The organism is Allostreptomyces psammosilenae (assembly GCF_013407765.1).
GTDB lineage: Bacteria > Actinomycetota > Actinomycetes > Streptomycetales > Streptomycetaceae > Allostreptomyces > Allostreptomyces psammosilenae.
Genome location: NZ_JACBZD010000001.1, coordinates 1,560,574 through 1,583,269 on the forward strand (window position 1 = coordinate 1,560,574; position 22,696 = coordinate 1,583,269).

The 22,696-nt window shown below is 75.4% G+C and carries 22 protein-coding genes; 11 read left to right on the forward strand and 11 right to left on the reverse strand.

Annotation, left to right across the window (positions count from 1 at the left end):
- Nucleotides 1–66: 66 nt before the first annotated feature.
- Nucleotides 67–921, forward strand: a complete 855-nt coding sequence (locus tag FHU37_RS06230; protein ID WP_179813206.1) for an SDR family oxidoreductase — start codon at nt 67–69, stop codon at nt 919–921.
- 101 nt (nt 922–1,022) lie between these two features.
- Here the strand turns inward: FHU37_RS06230 and FHU37_RS06235 are convergent, their stop codons facing one another.
- The gene (locus tag FHU37_RS06235) at nt 1,023–2,477 is read right to left on the reverse strand and encodes a class I SAM-dependent methyltransferase (protein ID WP_179813207.1); all 1,455 of its coding nucleotides are present in this window, start codon (nt 2,475–2,477) and stop codon (nt 1,023–1,025) included.
- A 324-nt stretch (nt 2,478–2,801) separates the two neighbouring features.
- Entirely contained in the window at nt 2,802–3,056 is a 255-nt protein-coding gene (locus FHU37_RS06240) for a hypothetical protein (protein WP_179813208.1), read from the reverse strand.
- A 189-nt stretch (nt 3,057–3,245) separates the two neighbouring features.
- Between FHU37_RS06240 and FHU37_RS06245 the strand changes: the two genes are divergently transcribed.
- The 9 genes from FHU37_RS06245 to FHU37_RS06285 all read left to right on the forward strand — a co-directional run bounded on the left by FHU37_RS06245 (nt 3,246) and on the right by FHU37_RS06285 (nt 13,142).
- The gene (locus FHU37_RS06245) at nt 3,246–4,553 is read left to right on the forward strand and encodes a M14 family zinc carboxypeptidase (RefSeq protein WP_312892459.1); all 1,308 of its coding nucleotides are present in this window, start codon (nt 3,246–3,248) and stop codon (nt 4,551–4,553) included.
- Nucleotides 4,554–4,800: 247 nt separating this feature from the next.
- On the forward strand, nt 4,801–5,247 hold the full coding sequence (locus FHU37_RS06250) for a hypothetical protein (RefSeq protein WP_179813209.1): 447 nt from the start codon (nt 4,801–4,803) through the stop codon (nt 5,245–5,247).
- Between the two features lie 75 nt (nt 5,248–5,322).
- The gene (locus FHU37_RS06255) at nt 5,323–6,834 is read left to right on the forward strand and encodes a S8 family serine peptidase (protein WP_179813210.1); all 1,512 of its coding nucleotides are present in this window, start codon (nt 5,323–5,325) and stop codon (nt 6,832–6,834) included.
- Nucleotides 6,835–7,097: 263 nt separating this feature from the next.
- Nucleotides 7,098–8,114 carry a 2-hydroxyacid dehydrogenase gene (locus FHU37_RS06260; RefSeq protein ID WP_179813211.1) on the forward strand — a complete coding sequence of 339 codons (1,017 nt, stop codon included), beginning with the start codon at nt 7,098–7,100 and terminating at the stop codon, nt 8,112–8,114.
- Nucleotides 8,115–8,192: 78 nt separating this feature from the next.
- Entirely contained in the window at nt 8,193–9,380 is a 1,188-nt protein-coding gene (locus tag FHU37_RS06265; protein ID WP_179813212.1) for an aminotransferase-like domain-containing protein, read from the forward strand.
- 122 nt (nt 9,381–9,502) lie between these two features.
- A complete protein-coding gene (locus tag FHU37_RS06270; RefSeq protein WP_179813213.1) occupies nt 9,503–10,150 on the forward strand; it encodes an NAD(P)-dependent oxidoreductase in 648 nt (215 codons plus the stop codon).
- A 116-nt stretch (nt 10,151–10,266) separates the two neighbouring features.
- Nucleotides 10,267–11,451: an ROK family transcriptional regulator gene (locus FHU37_RS06275; RefSeq protein WP_218903952.1), complete on the forward strand. Its 1,185-nt coding sequence runs from the start codon at nt 10,267–10,269 to the stop codon at nt 11,449–11,451.
- A gap of 92 nt (nt 11,452–11,543) precedes the next feature.
- Nucleotides 11,544–11,957 (forward strand): winged helix-turn-helix transcriptional regulator, encoded by a 414-nt coding sequence (locus FHU37_RS06280; protein ID WP_179813215.1) that lies wholly within the window; start codon nt 11,544–11,546, stop codon nt 11,955–11,957.
- A gap of 78 nt (nt 11,958–12,035) precedes the next feature.
- On the forward strand, nt 12,036–13,142 hold the full coding sequence (locus tag FHU37_RS06285) for an LLM class flavin-dependent oxidoreductase (protein WP_179813216.1): 1,107 nt from the start codon (nt 12,036–12,038) through the stop codon (nt 13,140–13,142).
- Between the two features lie 221 nt (nt 13,143–13,363).
- On the opposite strand, the gene FHU37_RS06290 is transcribed toward FHU37_RS06285, so the two are convergent.
- A complete protein-coding gene (locus FHU37_RS06290) occupies nt 13,364–13,792 on the reverse strand; it encodes a DoxX family protein (protein WP_179813217.1) in 429 nt (142 codons plus the stop codon).
- 261 nt (nt 13,793–14,053) lie between these two features.
- On the opposite strand from FHU37_RS06290, the gene FHU37_RS06295 reads away from it, so the two are divergent.
- The gene (locus tag FHU37_RS06295; protein WP_179813218.1) at nt 14,054–15,355 is read left to right on the forward strand and encodes a phytase; all 1,302 of its coding nucleotides are present in this window, start codon (nt 14,054–14,056) and stop codon (nt 15,353–15,355) included.
- Between the two features lie 66 nt (nt 15,356–15,421).
- On the opposite strand, the gene FHU37_RS06300 is transcribed toward FHU37_RS06295, so the two are convergent.
- Genes FHU37_RS06300 through mbhE form a run of 8 tightly spaced genes read right to left on the reverse strand, consistent with a single transcriptional unit; the run spans nt 15,422 to nt 22,665 of the window.
- Entirely contained in the window at nt 15,422–16,219 is a 798-nt protein-coding gene (locus FHU37_RS06300) for an exodeoxyribonuclease III (protein ID WP_179813219.1), read from the reverse strand.
- A gap of 47 nt (nt 16,220–16,266) precedes the next feature.
- Nucleotides 16,267–16,629, reverse strand: coding sequence for a monovalent cation/H(+) antiporter subunit G (gene mnhG / locus FHU37_RS06305; RefSeq protein ID WP_312892460.1), 363 nt, complete (start codon nt 16,627–16,629; stop codon nt 16,267–16,269).
- Nucleotides 16,626–16,886 (reverse strand): monovalent cation/H+ antiporter complex subunit F, encoded by a 261-nt coding sequence (locus FHU37_RS27835; RefSeq protein ID WP_179813220.1) that lies wholly within the window; start codon nt 16,884–16,886, stop codon nt 16,626–16,628. Before FHU37_RS27835 ends, mnhG begins: the two co-directional genes overlap by 4 nt.
- Nucleotides 16,887–16,888: 2 nt before the next feature.
- Complete coding sequence (locus tag FHU37_RS06315; RefSeq protein WP_179813221.1) at nt 16,889–17,518, reverse strand: Na+/H+ antiporter subunit E; 630 nt, start codon at nt 17,516–17,518, stop codon at nt 16,889–16,891.
- The gene (locus FHU37_RS06320; RefSeq protein ID WP_179813222.1) at nt 17,515–19,170 is read right to left on the reverse strand and encodes a Na+/H+ antiporter subunit D; all 1,656 of its coding nucleotides are present in this window, start codon (nt 19,168–19,170) and stop codon (nt 17,515–17,517) included. Before FHU37_RS06320 ends, FHU37_RS06315 begins: the two co-directional genes overlap by 4 nt.
- Complete coding sequence (locus tag FHU37_RS06325) at nt 19,167–19,643, reverse strand: Na(+)/H(+) antiporter subunit C (RefSeq protein WP_179813223.1); 477 nt, start codon at nt 19,641–19,643, stop codon at nt 19,167–19,169. The genes FHU37_RS06320 and FHU37_RS06325 overlap by 4 nt, the downstream gene beginning before the upstream one ends.
- Nucleotides 19,640–20,194 carry an MnhB domain-containing protein gene (locus FHU37_RS06330; protein WP_179813224.1) on the reverse strand — a complete coding sequence of 185 codons (555 nt, stop codon included), beginning with the start codon at nt 20,192–20,194 and terminating at the stop codon, nt 19,640–19,642. Before FHU37_RS06330 ends, FHU37_RS06325 begins: the two co-directional genes overlap by 4 nt.
- A complete protein-coding gene (mbhE, locus tag FHU37_RS06335) occupies nt 20,191–22,665 on the reverse strand; it encodes a hydrogen gas-evolving membrane-bound hydrogenase subunit E (protein ID WP_179813225.1) in 2,475 nt (824 codons plus the stop codon). The genes FHU37_RS06330 and mbhE overlap by 4 nt, the downstream gene beginning before the upstream one ends.
- Between the last annotated feature and the right edge of the window lie 31 nt (nt 22,666–22,696).

A 22,696-nucleotide genomic window follows, 5' to 3' on the forward strand; every position in this document is an offset into this window, starting at 1 on the left:
ATAGTTAGCGCTTCCTCCTAGGGTGGTTCACGGAACAGCCGATCCCCCGAACAGGAGAGCAGCGACATGATCGTCATCACCGGAGCCACCGGCCAGCTCGGCCGCCTCGTCATCGATGGCCTGCTGGAGAAGGTGCCGGCGGAGCGGGTGGCCGCCGTCGTCCGCGACCGGGACAGGGCCGCCGACCTGGCGGCGCGCGGCGTCCAGCTGCGGATCGCCGACTACGACCGGCCGGAGACCCTGCGGGACGCCTTCCGGGCCGGTGAGAAGGTGCTGCTCATCTCCGGCACCGAGGCGGGTCGCCGGGTGCCCCAGCACACGGCCGTGGTGGACGCCGCCCGGCGGGCGGGCGTCGCCCTGCTCGCCTACACCAGCGTGCTGGGCGGCCCGGAGGCGGACTTCCTGCTCGCCGACGACCACCGGGAGACCGAGCGGGTGATCCTCGGCTCCGGCCTGCCCCACGTCCTGCTGCGCAACGGCTGGTACCACGAGAACTACACCGGGCAGCTGGCCACCGCGCTGGAGCACGGCGCGGTGCTCGGCTCCGCGGGCGAGGGCCGGATCGCCTCCGCCTCCCGCGCGGACTTCGCGGCCGCCGCCGTCGCCGTGCTGACCGGCGAGGGCCACGAGAACCGGGCGTACGAGCTCAGCGGGGACGTCGCCTGGAGCCTCGCCGAGTACGCCGCCGAGGTGACCAGGCTCTCCGGCCGGGAGGTCGTCTACCGCGAGCTGCCGCCGGCCGCGTACCAGGAGGTCCTGGTCGGCGCGGGTGTCCCGGAGCCGATGGCCGCGATCCTGGTCGACGTGGACGCCGCGATCGCCCGCGGCCGGCTCGCCGGCACCAGCGGCGACCTCCGCCGGCTCATCGGCCGGCCCACCACCCCCCTCGCGGACGCCATCGCCGCCGCGCTGAAGGGCTGACGCCCCACCGCGTTCCCGCCGCGCCCCCGCCACGGCGACCCGCCCGCCGCGTCCCCGCCCCCGGCCACGATCGCCGCCGGGGGCGGGGACACGGCGGGCCCTCAGCCCGGGGTCGTCCCCGGTCGCGCCGCCGGCCGCCCGGCGGGCCGTTCCGCCGCCGGCTCATCCGCCGGCCGCTCCACCTCCACGCGCTCCGCCCACGGGCCCCTCACCAGCGGCATGCCGGAGACGCCCTCCGCCGTGGCGCGGACCGCCAGCACCTGGTTGACGCCGAGCCGGTTCCGCTCGAAGGCCAGTGCCGAGGCCGCCATGTACAGCCGCCAGACCCTCGCCCGCCCCGGCGAGGTGAGCCGGACGGCCGCCGCCCAGTTCGCCTCCAGGTTCGCCACCCAGGCCCGCAGCGTCAGCGCGTAGTGCTCGCGGAGCGCCTGCACGTCCCGCACCTCGAACCCGGCCTCCTCCAGCAGGGCGACCGTGCTGCCCAGTGGGGCCAGCTCCCCGTCCGGGAAGACGTAGCGGTCGATGAACCGGTCGACCCGGTACCGCGCCTCCTCGGCCCACGGCCGGCGGGCGATCTGGTGGTTGAGCAGGCGCCCGCCCGGTCGCAGCAGGCCGTACAGCGCGGCGGCGTACTCCCGGTAGCGCGCCGCGCCGACGTGCTCCGCCATCCCGATCGAGGAGATCGCGTCGTAGGGGCCGTCGGTGACCTCCCGGTAGTCCCGCACCCGGATCTCCACCCGGTCGCCCAGCCCGGCCGCGGCGATCCGCTCCCGGGCGAAGGCCGCCTGCTCCGCGGAGAGGGTGACGCCCACCGCGCGCACCCCGTAGTGCTCCGCCGCGTGCGCGACCATCGCCCCCCAGCCGCAGCCCACGTCGAGCAGCCGCGCTCCGGGGCGGAGCGCCAGCTTGCGGCAGATCAGGTCGAGCTTGGCGCGCTGGGCGTCCTCCAGGGTGGTGCCCCGGACGGTGCCGTCGGCCGCCGCCGCCCCGCCGCCCGACGGCCCCGCGCCGTCGGGCCCCGCCCAGTACGCGCAGGAGTAGACCATGGAGGGCCCGAGCACCAGGGCGTAGAAGTCGTTGCCCACGTCGTAGTGGTGGCTGATCGCGGCGCGGTCCCGGCGCGGGCTGTGCCGCGCCCCCCGCCGCCGTCCGGCCTCCTCGCGCGGTGGCGCCGGCGGCAGGGCCGGCCCGGCCAGGGCGAGGGCCTCCCGGGCCAGCTGGCGGATCCTCGGATCCCGCAGGGTGGCCGGGACGCGCCCCGCCGGCGGCGCCGGGCCGTCGCCGTCGCCGCCGGCCCGGACCAGCGTGCCGAGGCGGTCCAGTGCCTCGTACAGATCGCCCTCGACGTCGATCTCACCGGCCACCCAGGCCCTGGCCAGGCCGAGCTCCCCGGGTTTCCAGAGCAGGCGGTGCAGTGCCCGGCGGTCGCGGACCACCAGGGTCGGCGGGCCGTCGGGGCCCGCCTCGCTGCCGTCCCAGGCGCGCAGCCGCACCGGCAGCGGGCTGCCGAGGGTCTGCCTCACCAGCGTGGCCAAGCGACCGGCCGTGTACGACATGGTGGCTACCTCCATCCCGTGGACGCGACCCGCTCGCCAGGGCGACTCCCCGAGCCCGCGCGGTCGTCCCCGGCCGGGGCCGGAGCCCGCGGACGCTCGCCCGCCGACGGGCACCCGCGCGCACGACGGCCGCCGGCGGACGCCCGCGCCCACCGTCACAGGTCATGCACGCATTGTGCTCCCGCCCGGCGGGAGTCCGCGGCCCTTCGGGGATCCGGCACGCCAAGGCGACCGGATCGGCCGACCGGGACGGCACGGGCACCCGGCAGGCACCCGCCCGGACGCCTCCGGCCCGGTGAACCGGCCCGGCGACCCGGCACCCGGTCAACGGTTCCGGCGCCGCACCCCCACCACGGTCACCGCCGCGCCCACGACGACCAGCCCCACGGACTCCCAGCCGCGCAGCGCCTGCGCCCCGTCGCAGGTGTCCACCTGCTCGGCGGTGGCCTGGGCGTCGTCCGGTGCCACGACCGAACCGCAGTCCAGCCCGCCCCGCGCCTCGATGGGGCGCACCGAGTTGACCACCGAGCCCACCAGCAGAAGCAACCCGAGCCACAGCACCCAATTGCGTGCCAGCATGCTTTTTCCTCCCCGTTGTACGCACCAGCCACTCTAGTGGTCGCAAGCGGCGTTTTTGCGAAGTATTGACGTGATGATGATGAACGTTCAGCTATCGTCGGTGACCGGTGGCACACACTGCGGAGCGGAGATGGTTGACCTGACCCCGAGGCCCGGAGGCGTTCTCGTCCGACCAGTCCGGACGGCGCGGTGAGTGACCTCTTCGGCACCGGCCCGGCGTGGGGCGCGGCCCGCTACCCCACGGTGGACGAACTCGACTCCGCCGCCCACGCGCTGGCCCGCCGCCGCCCCGACGTGTGCCGGCTGCGCCGGGTCGGCGCCTCGCGACACGGCCGACCGCTGCGCATGCTCTCCATCGGCCACGGCTCCCGGCACGCCCTGGTGGTCGCCGGGGCGCACTGCAACGAGCCGGTGGGCCGCGCCACCCTGCTGCGGCTGGCCGAGCGACTGCTGACCGACGACGGGCCGCACGGCGGCGCGGACGTGACCTGGCACCTGCTGCTCTGCCTCGACCCCGACGGCGCGCGGCTGAACGAGCCGATGGGCGACACCCCGTTCGCCCTGACCGACCCCTACCGGAACTTCTTCCGGCCGGTGGCCGCCGAGCAGCCCGAGCTGTTCCACGCCGGCCCCCGGGCCGGGACGCCGCTGCCCGAGACCCGCGCGCTCACCGGCGTGATCGACGAACTGCGCCCCTTCGTGCAGCTGACCCTGCACGGCGTCGACATCGGCGGCAGCTTCGTCCAGCTCACCCGGGCCGTCCCCGGGATCGCCGAACCCTTCGCCAAGTCCGCCGCGGAGTTCCAGATCCCGGTGGAGCTCGGCCCCTACGACGCCTTCTACTGGACCGAGGCCGGCCCCGGCGTCTACCTGATGCCCCGCCCGGGCTCCCGCGAGGGCTTCGCCGGCCTCCCGGACGAGGTGGTCCGCTCCACCTGGTACTACCCCCACCGGTACGGCGGCCTCACCGCCGTGGTGGAGGTCCCGATGTGGGCGGCGGTCGACGTCGCCGACGACCGCCCGCACCCCGACCCCGACCGGGCGCTGCGCGAGGCCGCCGGCGCGCTGCACCAGCGGGTGGGCCGGGTGGCCGCCCTGCTCGACCGGGCCCGCCCGTTCCTCCCGGGCGAGCCGGACCCGCTGCTGCGCGCCGCGCGGTTCATCCTGCGAGTGGCGCCCGTGGTCGCCGAGGACTGGGAGGACATCGCGCGGCGCCGGCCGCACGACCCCACCATCCCGCCGATGACCGTGGCCCGCGTCCGCAGCCTGGAGATCGCCGCCCGCCGCGCGGGGCTGCGCACCTCGGCCATGCTCTCCCGGCTGCTGCGCCGCTGCGAGCAGCGCTCCGCGGTCCGGCTCGGGGAGGAGCTCGACGCGCTGGTCGGCCAGTGGTGCGAGGAGTGCCGGACGCTCTTCCGCCCCCGCTGGATCCCGATCGGCCACCAGGCCGAGCACCAGGCCCGCACCGTGCTCGCCACCGTCGAACGGCTCAGCTGAGTCCCCCCGGCCTCGGACGGAGCAGTTCCGGAACGGGGCGTCCCCTCGGCCGGGTCCGGCCGCGCCGGGCCCCGGTCGCGATCCGGCGCCGCGCCCGCTCCGACCTGCGAAAGCCCCGCGACGGCGAGACGAACGGCTGGCGAGTACTGGTGGCGCTGGTGCAATCGGCACCACCATGACCGCTCGACCGGCAACCTGACTGCCAGTCAGACTCGCCAGCGACCGAACGAGAGTCCTGGGAGGCGGAGTGTCCGAGGTGCGTGGGGCGGACGGGGACGGGCGGCCCCGAACGGTGCCGGAGGCGGCGCGGGCCGGCGGGGGGACCGGCCTGCCGGACGGCCTGCTGGAGCCCTGGGACGAACTGGGCGTCCCGCTGATGGTCGACGAGCGGCAGGTGAAGAGCTGGAGGGAGGTCATCAGGCCGGGGGAGACCCATCCCACCCACACCCACCGCCATCCGTGGATCACCGTGGTGGTCTCCGGCGGCACCGGGGAGTCCTGGACCGGTGACGGTGTCCTGGTGGGAGTCGGCTCGCTGCCGACCGGCCTGACCCGCTACAACGGCGAGGACCTCCTCCCGCGGCGCCATTTCGTGCGCAACACCGGCGGCGACGAGGTGGTGTTCGTCGCGGTGGAGCTCCGGATCGACGAGCCGGTGCTGGAACAGGACGCACCGGACGCCCAGGCGGAGTGACCGACTCACCGTCAGATGCACGTCTCTTGTCGGGGGCCGGCGGGCGGCACCGCCGGCGATGCATGAGGAGATCTCGTGACACCACGTGTACGGACACCACGACGCGGACTCGGTGCGGCCATGGCGGGGCTGGCGGCGGCGCTGGTCGTCCCGCTGGCCGGCGGGGCCGCCGGCGCGGCCGGCCAGTCGGTGCCGGGCGCCGCGACGGCCGTGGAGCGCAAGACCGAGGCGGCCGTCCTGGCGCAGGTCGCCGACGACGGGCGGGCCACCTTCTGGCTCCGCCTGGACAGCACCGCCGACCTGCGGCAGGCCACCGCCCGTGCCCCGCGTGACAAGGCCGAGCGGGGCCGCGCCGTGTACCGGGCGCTCACCGAGCACGCGGAGGAGTCCCAGGCCGGGCTGGTCGCGCTGCTGGAGGACGCCGGCGCGGAGTACGAGTCGTTCTGGATCAGCAACAGCATCCGGGTCACCGCCGGCCGGGAGGTCCTGGAGGCGCTCGCCACCCGCCCGGAGGTGGTCGCGGTCGAGGCCGAGGACGTGCTGCCGGCCCGCGCGGCCGAGCCGCCCGCGGCCCCGGAGGCGGCCGGCGCGGACTCCGGGGCCGGCGCGAACGCCGTGGGCTGGAACATCACCGACATCCGGGCCGACGACGTCTGGAACGACCTCGGGGTGCGTGGCGAGGGCGTCGTCATCGCCAGCCTCAAGGACGGTGTGGACCACACCCACCCCGCCCTGGCGGCCTCCTACCGCGGCCGGTCCGCCACCGGTGCGGTGAACCACAACCACAACTGGTACGACCCCGGACGGGTCTGCCCCACCGCCGGCACGCCCTGCGACGCCAGCTACAACGGCATGGCCACCCGGGTGGCGGGCGTCCTGGTGGGCGACGACGGCGCCGGCAACCAGATCGGTGTCGCCCCCGGCGCGCGGTGGATCGCCGCGGCGGCGTGCGACGCCACCTCCTGCTACGAGAGCTCCCTGATGGCCGCCGGCCAGTGGATCCTGGCGCCCACCGACCTGGCCGGCCGCAACCCGCGCCCCGACCTGGCGCCCGACATCGTCAACAACTCCTGGGTCGCCCCCTCCCGGGCCGGCTGGTACGACTCGGTGATCAACGCCTGGGCGGCCGCCGGCATCTTCACCACGTACGCGGCGATGGCCTGGGACGGCGCGTGCGGGGAGGTCTACTACCCCGGTGAGCTCGCCAACAGCTACACCGTGGGCTCCTACAACGCCAGCGGCCTGTGGTACGGGTCCGCCCGGGGGGACGGCGCCGACATCAAGCCCGACATCACCGCCCCCGGTACCGGCATCCGCTCCAGCGTCCCCGGCGGGGGCTACGACACCTACGCCAGCACCTACCTGGCGGCCGCGCACGCCTCCGGCACGGTGGCGCTGATGTGGTCGGCGGCGCCGGAACTCAAGGGGGACCTCCCCACCACCAGGCGCCTGCTGGGCGACGCCGCCCGGGACACCGGCGACCTGACCTGCGGCGGCACGGTCGACGACAACCCGACCTACGGCGAGGGGCGCCTCGACGCCTACGCCGCGGTCACCGCGGCCGTCGCCGCCCGGTCCACCGACTAGCACCGCCGGCGACGCCGCGCCCGGCCCGGGCACCGTCGGTGCCGACAACGGGCCGGCGCGGGACGCGCCGCCGGCCGACCCCGGCGGCGCGTCCCGCTTCCCGGGCGCGCCCGCCCGGGCGGCGCCGGGCAGGGTTCCGGGTGCGGCCGGTCGTCCCCGGGGCGAGACTGGGACGACCGGAGAGCGGACGGACGGCACGGCGGCCGGCCCGCCCCGGCCGGCCCGCCCCGGACCGGCACCGAGGGCGGGCGAGGGGAGAGACGGTGGAGATCCTGGCGTACGGGGTGCTCGCGGACGAACGCCCCGTCATCGAGGCCGCCTTCGCGGGCCGGCACGGCGTGCGCTGCCTGGACGTCCTGCTGAACCGGGACACCGCGGCGACGGCCGCCGGGTGCCGGATCGTCAGCAGCAACGTCAACGACGTGCTGGACGCGCGGGTGCTGCAGGTGCTCGCCGAGGGCGGCACCCGGATGATCGCCCAGCGCGCCACCGGCTACAACAACATCGACCTCGACCAGGCGCGCCGGCTCGGCCTGACCGTCGCCCGGGTGGCGGACTACTCCCCGTACTCGGTCGCGGAGTTCGCCTGGGCCCTGGCCCTCGCGGTCAACCGCCGGGTGGTCCGGGCGGTCGGGCGCACCCGGGAGTTCGACTTCCGGCTCAACGGCCTGATGGGGCGCGACTGGCACGGCCGCACCGCCGGGGTGGTCGGCACCGGGCGGATCGGCACCGCGTTCGCGCGGATCGCGCACGGCTTCGGCATGCGGCTGCTCGGCCACGACGCCGTGACCAGCCCCGAGTGCCTCGCCCTGGGGATGGAGTACGTCGACCGCGACCGCCTGTTCGCCGAGTCCGACCTGGTCAGCCTGCACCTTCCGCTGCTGCCGGAGACCCACCACCTGGTGGACGCCGCCGCGCTGGCCCGGATGAGGGACGACGCGATCCTGATCAACTCCAGCCGGGGCGGCCTGATCGACGCCGAGGCGCTGGTCGAGACGCTGCGCCGGGGGCGGCTCGACGGCGTCGGGCTGGACGTCTACGAGGAGGAGACCGGCGTCTTCTACTTCGACCGGTCGCTGGAGGTGATGACCGACGACGTGCTGGCCCGGCTGATGACCTTCCGCAACGTGCTGGTCACCTCGCACCAGGCCTACTTCACCGTGGACGCGGTCCGTCAGATCGTCGAGGCCACGGTGCGCAACGTCGACGACTACCTCGCCGGACGCACCGGCGACGGCACCCTCGTGCCCCCGCCCCCGGCGCCCGCCCCGGGGCGGTAGCGGCGTGGCGGTGGCCGGGCGGGGACCGCATTCCGGAAAGTAGATGCATATAGCAGTGATTGTTCGTAGGGTGCCGGCATGACGACCCGATCCGAGCCCCCCGCCCTCGCCCGCCGCGCCGCCTCGGTCGCCGCCTCCCCCGTGCGGGAGATCCTCGCGCTCACCGCCCGGCCCGAGATGATCTCCTTCGCCGGCGGCCTGCCCGCCCCGGAGCTCTTCGACGCCTCCGGCATACGCGCGGCCTACGACAGCGTGTTGACGCAGAGCCCGCACCGGGTCCTGCAGTACTCCGTCACCGAGGGCGATCCGGCGCTGCGCGCGGCCGTCGCCGACCGGCTCACCGCCCGCCGGCTGCCGACCGGGCCGGACGACCTGCTGGTCACGACCGGATCCCAGCAGGGCCTGACCCTGGTCACCACCGCGCTGCTGGAGCCCGGCGACGCCGTCCTCGTCGAGGACCCGACCTACCTGGCGGCGCTGCAGACCTTCGGCTTCGCCGGCGCGCGGGTCGTTCCCGTGCCCACCGACGACGACGGCGTCGATCCGGCCGCGCTCGCCGAGCTGGTCGTCCGGGAACGCCCCAAGTTGCTCTACCTGGTCCCGAACTTCCAGAACCCGACCGGCCGGACGCTCCCGCTCGCCCGCCGGCGCGCCGTCGCCGAGGTCGCGGAGCGGCACGGCCTGTGGATCGTCGAGGACGACCCGTACGGCGAGCTCCGGTTCGGCGGCGAGCCGGTGCCGTGGATCGCCTCGCTGGACGCCGCGGCGGACCGCACCGTGCTGCTCGGCAGCTTCTCCAAGATCGTCGCCCCCGGGCTTCGGCTCGGCTGGCTCCGCGCCCCGGCCGCGCTGCGCCGCGCCTGCGTGATCGCCAAGCAGGCCACCGACCTGCACACCTCCACCGTCGACCAGGCCGCCGCCGCGCGGTACCTGGTGGACGCCGACCTCGACGCCCACCTGGAGCGGGTCCGCGCCGCCTACCGGACGCGCCGGGACGCCCTGCTGGGCGGCCTGCCCGACGCCCTTCCGCCGGGGAGTTCCTGGAACCGTCCGGAGGGCGGCATGTTCCTGTGGGCCCGGCTGCCGGCCGAACTGGACGCCACCGCCCTGCTGCCGCGCGCCGTCGAGCAGGGCGTCGCCTACGTTCCCGGCGCGCCGTTCTTCGCCGGGCCGGCGGACCGCTCCTCGCTGCGGCTGTCCTTCACCACGCACGGCCCGGAGGAGATCGAGGAGGGGCTGCGGCGGCTGGCCAAGGCGTTCGGCTGAGCGGGCCCGCCCGCCCGCGTTGCGACGCCGCTCCCGGGGGCGGAGGCTGGGGGGTGCGGGCGCCGGTCCGGCGTGCCCGTCAGCGGGGGAACCTTCGCGAGCCGCCGAGAGAGGAACCCCGAATGAAGATCGTTCTGTTCGGTGCCACGGGCATGGTCGGCAGCCGCATCGCCGTGGAGGCCGTCTCGCGTGGTCACGAACTCACCGCCGCCTCCCGCTCCGGCAGGGTCCCCGGCGGGGTCGGCGAGGGGCACGTGACGGCGTTGGCCGGGGACGCCTCCTCCGCCGACGCCGTCGCCGAACTCGCCGCCGGCCAGGACGCGGTGGCCTCCGCCCTGGCCCCGCCGCGCGACGGGGCCGATCCCCGGGGACCGTTCCTCGCCGTCAACAAGGCCCTGGTGGAGGGGGTGCGCGCGGCGGGGGTGCGCCGTCTGGTCGTGGTCGGCGGGGCGGGCAGTCTGGAGGTGTCCCCGGGGGTGGCGCTGCTGACCACCCCCGGCTTCCCGGACGCCTACAGGGCGGAGGCGGAGGCGCACGGCCAGGTCCTGGACTTCTACCGGAGCGTCACCGACCTTGAGTGGACGTACGTCTCGCCGGCCGCCCTGATCGCGCCGGGGGAGCGCACCGGGACCTTCCGGCTCGGCGGCGACCGGCTCCTCACCGACGCGCGGGGCGACAGCCGGGTCAGCGCGGAGGACTACGCCATCGCCTTCCTGGACGAGCTGGAGAAGGGCGCCCACCCGCGCGCCCGGATCAGCGTCGCCTACTGAGCGCTCGGCCGGGCGCCCGCTTCGATACCATGCGGGGCGCGTCCTGTTCTGCCTTGGCGCGACGAACGTCCCAGGGCGCACTCGGCGTCGATCCGGGACCGGGGAGCGAGACCACAGTGAGCCTGGGCCAGCCATCGGCCGCCGACCTGATCGGCGAACGGACCCGCGCGGAGATCTTCGCGCTGGTGCTGACCGCCGGCCCGATCTCCCGCACCGGGATCGCCGACCGGCTGGGCCTGGCTCCCTCCACCGTCACCCGGCTGCTGCCGCCCCTGCTGGCCGGCGACTACCTGCGCGAGACCCGCGCGGTCAGCACCGGGCCGGGGCGCCCGCAGCGGCTGCTGCGGGTCAACGCCGACCGGCACGTGGTGGTGGGCGTGAAGATCGCGCCCACCCACGTCGCCGGCGTCCTCACCGACATGGGCGCCCGGGTGCTGGCCCGCGCCGAGACCCCCCTGGCGGAGTGCTCCCCGGCGACCGCCCTGGCGGTCGCCGCCGAACTCGTCACCACCCTGCTCGCCGAGGCGCCGACCCGGGAGCGGGCGCTGGGCGTCGGCGTCGGGGTCGGCGGCCACGTCGACTCCCGAGCCGGCTCCTGCCGCTACTCGGCGATCCTGGGCTGGCGGGAGGTCGACGTCGCCGGGCCGCTGGCCGCCGCCACCGGCCTGCCGGTCGTGGTCGACAACGACGTCAACACCCTGGTGGTGGCCCAGCGCTGGTTCGGCGGGGGGAAGGACGTCGACTCCTTCGCGGTGGTCACCGTCGGGTCGGGCGTCGGCTGCGGCCTGCTGCTCGACGGCGCCCTCTACTCCGGCGCCAGCGGCATGGCCGGCGAGCTCGGGCACCTGCCACTGGAGCCGGACGGGCCGACGTGCGGTTGCGGGCGCCGGGGGTGCCTGGAGGCGCTGGCCTCCTCGGGGGCCGTGCTGCGCCGGCTGCGGCGGTGCCCGGAGGCGGCCGACTGTCCCGACGTCGACGCGGCCGTTGCCCTGGCCCGTGGCGACGACGGGCCCGCCGGCCGGGCCGCCCGCGCGGCCTTCGCCGCCGCCGGGCAGGCGCTGGGCCGCGGACTCGCCGGTCTGTGCAACCTCCTCAACCTCCACAAGATCATCATCGCCGGCGAGGGAGTGACCGCGCACGACCTCTTCGGCCCCGCGATGATGTCCGCCTTCGAGGAGCACGCCTTCTCCGAGGCGGCCCGGGACTGCCGGGTGTGCTACGACCCGGTCGAGGACGACCTGTGGGCGCGCGGGGCCGCCTGCCTGGTCATCCGGGAGACCGTGCGGGCGCCCCTGTCCTGACCGGGGCGCCGGTCGGCCGACCGCTCGCTACGATGAGCCGGTACCGGCCATCTGGCGGGTACTCACCTTCTGGTTAGTGAGGGGCGGACGCGATGACCGGTCTCGGGCCGTACACCTGTGGGTTGGACGCCGTGATGGACGTGGTGGGCGGCAAGTGGAAGGCGCTGATCCTGTGGGCGCTCCAGGAGCGGCCGCACCGGTTCGGCGAGCTGCGGCGGGAGGTGCCCGGCATCAGCGAGAAGATGCTGATCCAGCAGCTGCGGGAGCTCCAGGGGCACGGCGTGGTGCACCGCGAGTCGTACCACGAGGTCCCCCCGCGCGTGGAGTACTCGCTGACCCCCCTGGGCGCCTCGCTGGTCGCCCTGCTGGAGCCGCTGGGCGCGTGGGGCGACGCCCACCTGGAGGAGATCGTCGCCCGCGGCGCCGGTTCCCCCGGTGACCCCGGCGCGGGCGCGGCCCCGGCCGAGCGCCGCCCGGCCCTCGCCTCCACCCCGGCCGCCCGGTAGTCGCCGAGGTCGTCGATTCGACCGGTGTGACCCGCCCCGTATATAGTTGATTCATAAACTATCTGGGAGGTGAGACCGGTGCAGTTCGGGATCTTCACGGTCGGCGACGTCACCATGGATCCGACCACCGGCCGGGTGCCGAGTGAGAACGAGCGGATCAAGGCGATGGTCACCATCGCCCTCAAGGCCGAGGAGGTGGGCCTCGACGTCTTCGCCACCGGCGAGCACCACAACCCGCCGTTCGTCCCCTCCTCGCCGACCACCATGCTCGGCTGGATAGCGGCCCGCACCGAGCGGATCATCCTCTCCACCGCCACGACGCTGATCACCACCAACGACCCGGTCAAGATCGCCGAGGACTACGCCATGCTCCAGCACCTGGCCGACGGCCGGGTGGACCTGATGATGGGACGGGGCAACACCGCGCCGGTCTACCCGTGGTTCGGCCAGGACATCCGCCAGGGCATCCCGCTGGCGATCGAGAACTACGCCCTGCTGCACCGGCTCTGGCGCGAGGACGTCGTCGACTGGCAGGGGCGCTTCCGCACACCGCTGGCCGGCTTCACCGCCACCCCCCGCCCGCTCGACGGCGTCCCGCCGTTCGTCTGGCACGGCTCGATCCGCTCCCCGGAGATCGCCGAACAGGCCGCCTACTACGGCGACGGCTTCTTCGCCAACAACATCTTCTGGCCCAAGGAGCACTTCCAGCGGCTGATCCACCTCTACCGGGAGCGCTACGCCCACTACGGCCACGGCACCCCGGAGCAGGCCATCGTCGGCCTCGGCGGGCAGGTGTTCGTGCGGCGCAACTCCCAGGACGCGGTGCGGGAGTTCCGCCCGTACTTCGACAACGCGCCGGTCTACGGCCACGGCCCGTCCCTGGAGGAGTTCACCGACACCACGCCGCTGACCGTGGGCAGCCCGCAGGAGGTCATCGAGAAGACCCTGACCTTCCGCGAGTCCTTCGGCGACTACCAGCGCCAGCTGTTCCTGGTCGACCACGCGGGGCTGCCGCTGAAGACCGTGCTGGAGCAGCTCGACATGCTCGGCGAGATCGTCCCCGTGCTGCGCGAGGAGTTCGCCAAGGGCCGGCCGGCCGACGTGCCGGACGCCCCCACCCACGCCCGGCTGCGCGCCCGGCGCGACGCCGAGGCGGAGGCCGCCGCGGAGAACCCCGCGGGCTGACGGCGCGCGGCGCCTCCGGGCGCCCCGGTAGGGTGCGGGACCGTGCAGCGGCTGGCGCTCTTCGACCTCGTCGACCGTCTGGCTCACCCGGGGCCGCTCCTGGCCCGCCGGGCTGGTCCCGCCGGACCACTGGGTCGGCGACGTGGTCCACGCGTTCGGGAACCTGCGGGCGGGTTGGGCGCGAGCGGCGGTCGCGCGCCGTGGCGGTGGGCAGTGCCCCGTCACGGGAGCACGGCCACCGCCGCGCCGACGAACAGGACCTGCAGCGCCGTGCGGCGGAGCAGCGAGTTGCCGTGGGCGACCCGCCGTCTGGCCGCGGAGACGTTCGCCGGGAACATCGCGATCATGAGCAGGATCAGCCCGGCCGCCGCCCACCGCGTCGTCGCCGGGATCAGCACGCCGATCGCGCCGACCGCCTCCAGCACGCCGGTGACGGTGACCAGCAGCTCCGGCCGGGGCAGGCTCGGCGGGACCATCTCGACGAGGTCCGCGCGCAGCCGGGGATAGAAGTGCGCGAACGCGGTGAGCAGGAACATCAGCGCGAGGCCCACGCGCAGCGCCGGCTGCCAGCCGTCCAGCGCCGCCACGCCGAGCAGTCCGGCCAGGCGAGCGCCCAGGGTGCCGGCGACGAGGGCGATGAGGGGTTCCATGGAGTACCTCCGGAAGTGAACTTGTCACTGTCAAGAAGACATCCCCACCCCCAATCTTGTCAATGGAAAGATGAGGGTGGCGCGGGTCCGGGAGACGGGCCGCGCCCCCTGGCGGGATCATCCGCCGGCCGGGAGTGTTCACGGTCAGTACACCGGCGCTACCGGCGCGGGAAACCGCGCGGCCACCACGCCTTCCGATGCTCCCGGGGTTGACCCCCCGTCAATGATCGTGTTCGCGACACGAAGGAGCGCAGCGTACGCATGCACCGCCATCTCCGCCCGACGGTCCTCGTGCTCGGCACGGCGCTCGCCACGGTCCTCGCCGCCGTGCCCGCCGGGGCGCGCACCGCCGAGTCCCGGTCGCTGCCCACCATCACGCCCAGGGCCGAGACCGCCACCCTGTACGACGACGAGCAGGGCGGCAACGCCGACGCCGACGACCCCGCGATCTGGCGCAACGCCGCCGACCCGGGCCGCAGCCTGGTGATCGCCACCGCCAAGGAGGGCGGCCTGCGGGTCTACGACCTCGACGCCCGCCAGGTGCAGTCCATCCCCGCGCCGCCCCCGGCCGCCGAGGACGACGCCCCCGGCCGGTTCAACAACGTCGACCTGGTCTCCGGCTTCCGACTGGTCTCCGGACCGGCCGACCTCGCGGTGGTCAGCGACCGCGGCCACGACCGGCTCCGCTTCTACCGGATCGACCCGACCCGGCCCGGCGGCCCGCTCACCGACGTCACCAGCCCCACCGCGCCGCCCGTCTTCTCCGCCGACCAGGCCGAGATCAACGAGCAGCGCACCGCCTACGGCCTGGCCACCTGGACCGACCGGAGCACCGGCCGCTCCTACGCCCTGGCGAGCCGCCGCAACGACACCCGCATCGCCCTGCTGGAACTGACCGCCGCCCCCGACGGCACCGTCGGCTACCGCACCGTGCGCACCCTCGACCTGCCCGCCTCCTTCCGGCTGCCCGACGGGAGCACCTGGACGCCGTGCGCCGAGCCCGGCGAGCTGCCCCAGGTCGAGGGCATGGTCGTCGACCCGGCCAACGGACTGCTCTACGCCGGCCAGGAGGACGTGGGCATCTGGCGGATGCCGGCCGACCTCACCGGCACCCCGAGGCTCCTCGACCGGGTCCGCGAGTACGGGGTCCCCGCCGTCTACGACGAACAGACCGAGGAGTGCGTCGCCGGAGCCGACCCCGGCTACGGCGGCTCCCGGCTCTCGGCCGACGTCGAAGGGCTGGCGCTGCTCACCGAACCCGACGGCGACGGGTACGTCCTGGCCTCCAGCCAGGGGGACGACACCTTCGCCCTGTACGACCGGGAGGTCGGGGACCGCAACGAGTACGAGGGCGGCTTCCGCGTCGGCGCCGCCTCGGCGACCCTGGACGGCTCCGAGGAGTGCGACGGAGCCGCCGTCCTCAACGCGCCGCTCGGCAGCCGCTACCCGCGCGGCCTGCTCGTCGTCCAGGACGGCCACGAGACCCCGGTGGACGGGGAACGCGAGGGAACCGACTTCACCTTCGTGGACCTCGGCGCGGTGCTGGACCGCGTCGACTCCTGACCCGGACGGCCCCGCGGGCCCCCGGCCGCCGCCCGGCGCCAGCCACCGGGCGGCGGCCGCGCGCCGTCAGACGTCGTAGACGACGGTGACCGGGGCGTGGTCCGACCACCGCTCGTCATGGGTGGCGGCCCGCTCCACGGTCGCCTTCACGGCCCGCTCGGCCAGCCGCGGCGTCGACACGTGGTAGTCGATCCGCCACCCCGCGTCGTTGTCGAACGCCCGGCCCCGGTAGGTCCACCAGGTGTACGGGCCGGGGCCCTCCGGGTTCAGCCGGCGGACGACGTCGACCCAGCCGGCGCCGTCGAACACCTCGGTCAGCCAGGCCCGCTCCTCGGGCAGGAAACCCGAGCAGGTGCGGTTGCTCCGCCAGTTCTTCAGGTCGACCTCACGGTGGGCGATGTTCCAGTCACCGCAGACCACCATCGAGCGGCCGACCGACTCCACCGCCGTCCGGCGGGCCGCGAGGTAGGGCAGGAAGGCCGCCATGAAACGCTCCTTCTCCGCCTGCCGCTCCGTGGCCACCTCCCCGGACGGCAGGTAGAGGCTGGCCACCGTCACGTCCGGCAGGTCCACCTCCAGGTAGCGGCCGGAGGCGGCGAACTCCGGGGTGTCGAAGCCGACCCGCACCGCCTCCGGCGCCTCGCGGGTGTACACCGCCACGCCGGCGCGCCCCTTGGCCTCCGCCGGCGCGTGGTACGTGTGCCAGCCGGCCGGGCGCAGCACCTCGGGCGGCAGCTGGTCCGGGGTGGCCCGGACCTCCTGGAGGCAGACGACGTCGGCGTCGGTGGCGTCCAGCCAGGCCGTGAAGCCCTTCCGCACGGCGGCGCGCAGGCCGTTGACGTTGACGGTCGAGATGGTGAGCACGAACTTCCTCGCGAGGTCGGGGGCGAGGTAAGAGGCTACCGGTCGGCTCAGGCCGCCGGACCGCCGCGGTCGGCGTCAGGGGAGTCCCCGGGCACCGGCTCGTCCACCAGCAGGCGCTCCTCCTCCAGCTGCCCCGTGCGGTGCGCCGCCCAGCCGACCATGGTGGCCGTCACCGGCACGGTGAGCAGTTGGAAGAGCACCACCAGCACGATGGTGGCGACGTCGCCCGCCCCCTCCACCTGCACGGCCGCCCCGCTCAGCACCATGGTCAGCCCCAGCACCTGCGGCTTGGCGGAGACCTGCATCCGGGCCAGCACGTCGGGCAGCCGCAGCAGGCCGACGCCGGCGGTCACCGACAGCACCGCCCCGCCGATCATCAGCACGGCGCTGGCGACGTCCGCCGCGCTCACCGGTGCCTCCGGATGACCAGCCGGGAGACCGCGACCGAGCCCACGAAGCTGATCAGGGTCACCACCACCAGGGCGACCAGCGACCACGGCTGGCCGCTGCGCGCGGCCCACACCGCGACGCCGCAGGCGACGAGCGCCAGCAGCACGTCGATCGCCACGATCCGGTCCAGGGTGGACGGACCGGCACCGATGCGGACCAGGGTGAGCAGCGCCGCCACGGACAGCAGCGCCCCGGTGATCGCGTACACGGCCTCCACGGTCAGCCTCCTCCTCCGGGGTGGGGCCGCGGCCGGTCGGGCGGCTGCGGCCAGTCGGGGGCGGTCGCCAGGGCACGCCGCTGCTCCGCCGTGCCGAAGGCGCGGATGGCCCGCTCCTCGACGGCCACGACCTGCCGCCGGTACCGCTCCAGGTCCCGCGGGCTCCGGGGGGCCAGCACGTGCAGGCGCAGCCAGGACCGGTCGGGCGCGGCCTCCAGCACCAGCGTCCCCGGCGTCAGCGCGACGGTGACCGTCGTGATGGTGAGCAGGTGGTCGGACATCCCCCGCAGCGGCACGGTGATCAGCGCGCTCGGCCGCAGCCGTCCGGGGCGGACGGTGTACCAGGCCACCTGCGCGCTGGAGACGAGCAGGTCGCCGACGAACGCCACGACGTAGGCCAGCGCCGCGATCGGGCGCAGGCTGAGCCCCAGGGGACCGCGGGAGGCGGGCGAGGCGGTCGTCACGGCGAGGGCCACGGCCACTCCGGCCAGCAGGTTGCCGGGCGTGACCCGGCCCCACAGCGCCGCCCAGACGGCGACCAGCCAGACCACCAGGGCGAGCGAGGGCCGGCTGCGGGCCCGGCCGGCGCCCTCGTCGGCCGCGGGGCCGCGGTGGGCCGGGGGAAGGGTCATGGCTCCTCCGGTGGGCGGTAGGCGTCGGGCAGGACCGCTTCGACGTACGGCCGACGGGCCACCAGGTCCTCGGCGAGCTCGTCGGTGAGCGCGTACAGCGGTCCGGCCAGCGGGGTCAGTGCCAGGGTGAGGGCCACCAGGGCGGCGGTGGCGGCCCGCATCGCCCAGGGGGTGGAGGCCACCAGCGGGCCGCGGACCGCGGTGGGCCCGGGCAGCCCCGCCCGGGTCTCGGACGAGGACCTGCCGGGCTCCTCGTGCGGGGCGTGGCCGGCGGGGCGGTGCGCGGAGACCATCTCCAGGTCCACCCCGGCGGGCTCCCGGCCGGGGCCGCCGACCGGCAGCGGCGCGCGCCAGAACGCCCGTGACCACACCCGGCTCATCACGTACAGCGTCAGCAGGCTGGTCAGCAGCATCGCGGCGACGCCGAGCACGGCGACGGGCGTGCCGGCGTCCAGCGCGGCCCGGATCAGCCCGGCCTTGCCGAGGAAGCCGGACATCGGCGGGATGCCGGCCAGGTTCCAGGCGGAGACCAGGTAGAGCAGGGCGGTCAGCGGGGTGAGGCGGACCAGCCCGCGCAGCCGGGTGACCTCGGTGGTGCCCCGCTGCCACTCCACCAGGCCGGTGACCAGGAACAGCGCGGTCTGCACGGCGATGTGGTGCACCGTGTACACCACGGCGCCGGAGATGGCGAGCGGGGTGACCAGGCCGACCCCGAGCAGCATGAACCCGATGTGGCTGACCAGCGTGAAGGAGAGCATCCGCTTCAGGTCGCTCTGCGCCATCGCGCCCAGGATGCCGACGACCATGGTGACCGAGGCCAGCACGGTGAGCGCGACGCTCACCCCGGGGCCGGTGAACAGCAGGGTCTGGGTGCGGATCAGGGCGTAGACGCCGACCTTGGTGAGCAGGCCGGCGAAGACCGCGGTGACCGGCGCCGGCGCCGTGGGGTAGCTGTCCGGCAGCCACGCGGCGAGCGGCACCACGGCCGCCTTGATGCCGAACGCCACGGTCAGGGTGATCTCCAGCAGGGCCCGGGTGGTGTCCGGCAGCGCGTCGAGGCGGAGCGCGAGCTGTGCCAGGTTCAGCGTGCCGGTGGCGGCGTAGATCTGCGCCAGCGCCATCAGGAAGAGCAGCGAGGACAGCAGCGAGGTGAGCACGTAGGTCATGCCGGCCCGCAGCCGCGGGGCGGTGCCGCCGACCGTCAGCAGGACGTAGCTGGCCGACAGCAGCACCTCGAAGCCGACGAACAGGTTGAACAGGTCGCCGGTGAGGAAGGAGATCGCGACGCCGGCGGCCAGCACCAGGTAGGCGGGGTGGAAGACGGCGTGGGGGAGTGGCTGGTCCTCGGCCATCTTCTGGGCGATGCCGTACACCATCACGGCCAGCAGGACCACGGCCGAGACGGTCAGCAGCAGGGCCGCGAGGCGGTCCGCGACCAGGACGATCCCGTAGGGCGCCGGCCAGCCGGCCATGGCCGTGGTGGCGGTGCCCACCCGGTGGGCGTGCCACAGCAGCACGCAGGCGTCGACCAGCAGCACCGTGAGGGCGAGGATGCTGATGGCGCGTTGCAGCGGGGGGCGCCGGCTGAACAGCATGGAGCAGGCGGCGCCGCCGAGCGGGGCGAGCACGGCGAGCGGCAGGGCGATCCTCATGACGCGGGGCCCCTCTCGTCCCCGGGGGCCGTGGGGGCCGGCTCGTGGGACGCGGCCGGCGCCGTGTCCGTCTCGCTCTCGTCGGCCTCGTCGGCGGCCCGGTCGGCGACGCCGGCGGCGGTGCGCGCGGCGATCCGGCGGTCCTCCGGGTCGTCCGGGACCTCGTCCTCCGCGGTGAGCCGCCAGTTGCGGTACGCCATGGCCAGCAGGAAGGCCGTGATGCCGAGGGTGATCACCAGCGCGGTGAGCACCAGGGCCTGCGGCAGCGGGTCGCTGTACCCCTCGGTGGCGCCCCCGGTGGCGACCGGGGCGTCCCCGGCCGGCCCGCCGGCGACGAGCAGCATGACGTTGGCCGCGTGGCCGGCCAGCGTGACGCCGAGCAGGGCACGGGTCAGGGTGCGCTGCATCAGCAGGTAGGCGCCGCTGGTCAGCAGCACCACGGCGGCCACGGTGAGGGAGAGGTTGACGCTCACGGCTCGGCCGCCTCCCTCGACTCGTCCTCGGGATCGGACTGCTCGTCGATTCCGCTGCCCAGGAAGCGCAGCACGGTCAGCACCACGCCGACCACCAGCAGGTAGACGGCGGTGTCGAACAGCAGGGCGCTGACCAGCGCCACCTCGCCGAAGACCGGCAGGCGCACGGTCGTGTAGCCGGACTCCAGCACCGCGCCGCCGGCCGCCAACGGGGCCGCCGCCTCCAGCACGGCCAGCAGCAGCCCGCCGCCCACCAGCACGACGGGCTCGATCGGCGCCGCCGTGGCCACCTCCCGTTCCCCGCCGGCGGTGTACCGCAGCACGAAGGCGCAACCGGCGACCAGCCCGCCCGCGAAGCCCCCGCCGGGGGTGTTGTGCCCGGTGAGCAGCAGGTAGAGGGAGAAGACCAGGATGGTGTGGAAGACCAGCCGGTTGACCACGTTCAGCAGGGGGTACGGGCCGCCCTCCGGGCGCGTCGGCCCGTGGCCCCCCGGGGGCCGGCGCGGGGAGTCGTCCGGCAGGTCGTGGCCCGGGTCGGTGCGCCGGCTCACCGCTCACCCCCCTCCGCCCCGGAGCGCGGACCGGGGCCGCCGTCCCCGCCCGCGTCGCCCTGGCCGGAGCCCCGGCCGCCGGAGCGGCCGCTGCCGGCCATCACCATCGAGGCGACGCCGATCGAGGTGACCGCCAGCACGGAGATCTCCCCGAGGGTGTCGAAGGCCCGGAAGTCCACCAGGATCACGTTGACGACCTCCTTGCCGTGCGCCTCCGGCTCCGATCGGGCGAGGAACTCCGCGGAGACCGCCGGAGCCCGCCGCGCGTTCAGCCCCGCGGCCAGGGTGCCGGTCAGCAGCGCGGCGGCGACCGCCGCGAGGACCAGGCGGGCGGCCCGGGTGGCGCGCGGCCGGCGGCTGAAGGTGCGCGGCAGACGGCGCAGCACCAGCACGAAGGCGATCAGGGTGACCGTCTCCACCAGGAACTGGGTCAGCGCCAGGTCCGGCGCCCCGTGCACGGCGAACAGCAGCGCGAGTTCGTATCCGACGGTGCCGGCGAGCAGCACGGCGGTCAGCCGCCGGTCCGTGCGGACGACCAGCACGCAGCCCACGACGATGCCGGCGGCGGCGACGGCCTGCACCGGGGTGTCCCACAGGTGGAACCGGAGCGGGGCGGCGTCACCGGTGGCCAGCACGGCGACGGCGGTGGCGGCCAGCGCGGCGGCGAGCGTGCCGAGCACGATGGCCAGGTAGCGCGGCAGGGAGCCGCTCTGGACCGCCGCGGTGACCCGCAGCGCCGCCTTGTTGGCGCCGGTGACGGTGTGCCGGTAGGCGCGGTCAGCCAGGGCCAGGCCCTCGGCGGGCCGACCGCGGGCGGTCAGCAGGTGGCCGGCGACACCACCGGCGAGGACCAGGGCGGTCACGGCCAGTGGCAGCGTCCAGCCGTGCCACAGGGCGAGGTGGTAGGGGGAGGGGGTGGGGAAGGCCGCCGCGTAGCCGGCCAGGAAGGAGTCGACCGCCCCGGTGAGCAGGCCGAGCGCCAGGCCCGCCGCGGAGAGCAGCACCACGGGCCCGACCAGCCACGCCCCCGCGTGTCCGGGGACGGCGTGCCCCGGCTCCGGCCGGTCGCCTTCGCCGCCGGTGCGCTCCCCGTCGCCGCGCGTCCCCGCGCCCGGCTCCGTCTCGCCCCGCCTCGGGTGGGGTGGTCGCGGTTGGGGAGGCGGCCCGACCCGCGGCGGCGCGGTGAGGAAGGGCAGCGCGAAGCGGATGCTGTAGGCGGTGGTCAGCGCCGAGCCGACCGCCGTGGCCACCAGCGCCCACCATCCGCCCGGGGCCCCGGTGGACCACGCGTACAGGGCGGTCTCCTTGGCGGCGAAGGCGAGGAACGGGGGCAGCGCAGCCATGGCCGCGGCCGCCGCCACGGCGGCGGTGGCCAGCAGCGGCAGGTGGCGGCCGAGGCGCGCCAGCCGGCGCAGGTCCCGGGTGCCGGTGGCGTGGTCGACGGCGCCCACGGCGAGGAAGAGCGGCGCCTTGAACACGGCGTGCGCCACCAGCAGGCCGGCGCCGGCGAGCGCCAGCTCGTGGGTGCCGGTGCCGAGCATGGCGGTGAGCAGGCCGAGCTGGCTGGTCGTGCCGTGGGCCAGCAGCAGCTTCAGGTCGGTCTGCCGCAGCGCGTTCCAGGCGCCCCACACCAGGGTGAGCAGACCCAGCGTCAGCACCAGCGCGCGCCAGGGCGCGAGGTGGGCGGCGGCCGGGGCGAGCCGGGCCACCAGGTAGACCCCGGCCTTGACCATGGCGGCGGCGTGCAGGTAGGCGCTGACCGGGGTGGGGGCCGCCATGGCGCGCGGCAGCCAGAAGTGGAAGGGCCACTGGGCCGACTTGGTGAAGGCGCCCAGCAGGACGAGCACCGCCGCGCAGGAGTTCGCCGCGGTGGGCTCCGGCGGGTCGGCGAGCAGCGCGGTGAGCGAGGCGCTGCCGGTGGTGACCGTCCAGGTGATCAGTCCGGCGAGCATGGCCAGGCCGCCGAGCGTGGTGACCACCAGCGCCTGGAGCGCGGCGTGGCGGGCGGAGCGGTCCCGGTCGTCGTAGCCGATCAGCAGGTAGGAGGTGACGGTGGTCAGCTCCCACAGCACGTAGAGCAGCAGCAGGTTGTCGGCCAGGACCAGTCCGGTCATCGCCGTGGCGAAGGCGACCAGGCTGGTCGCGAAGGAGGGCAGCTTGGCCGCGTCCCGGTCGAAGTACCCGGCGCAGTACACCAGGACGAGCGTGCCGATGCCGGTCGCGATCAGCGTGAGGGTGAGCGAGAGGGTGTCCAGGCGCAGGTCGAGCCCCAGCCCGATGCCCGGGACCCAAGTGTGCCGCTCCAGCACCGGGGTGCCGTCGACCGCGTCCGGCGCCAGCAGCGCCGCCAGCAGCGTGCTGGTGGCCGGCGCGACGGCGAGCACCGCGAAGGCGCGCGGGCCCACTGCCTTGACCAGCGGCGCCGCCACGCAGGTGGCGAGCACCAGGGGCAGCAGGAGCAGGACGAGCACGCGCGCTCCGAGGGCGGTAGGGGGCGGGCGG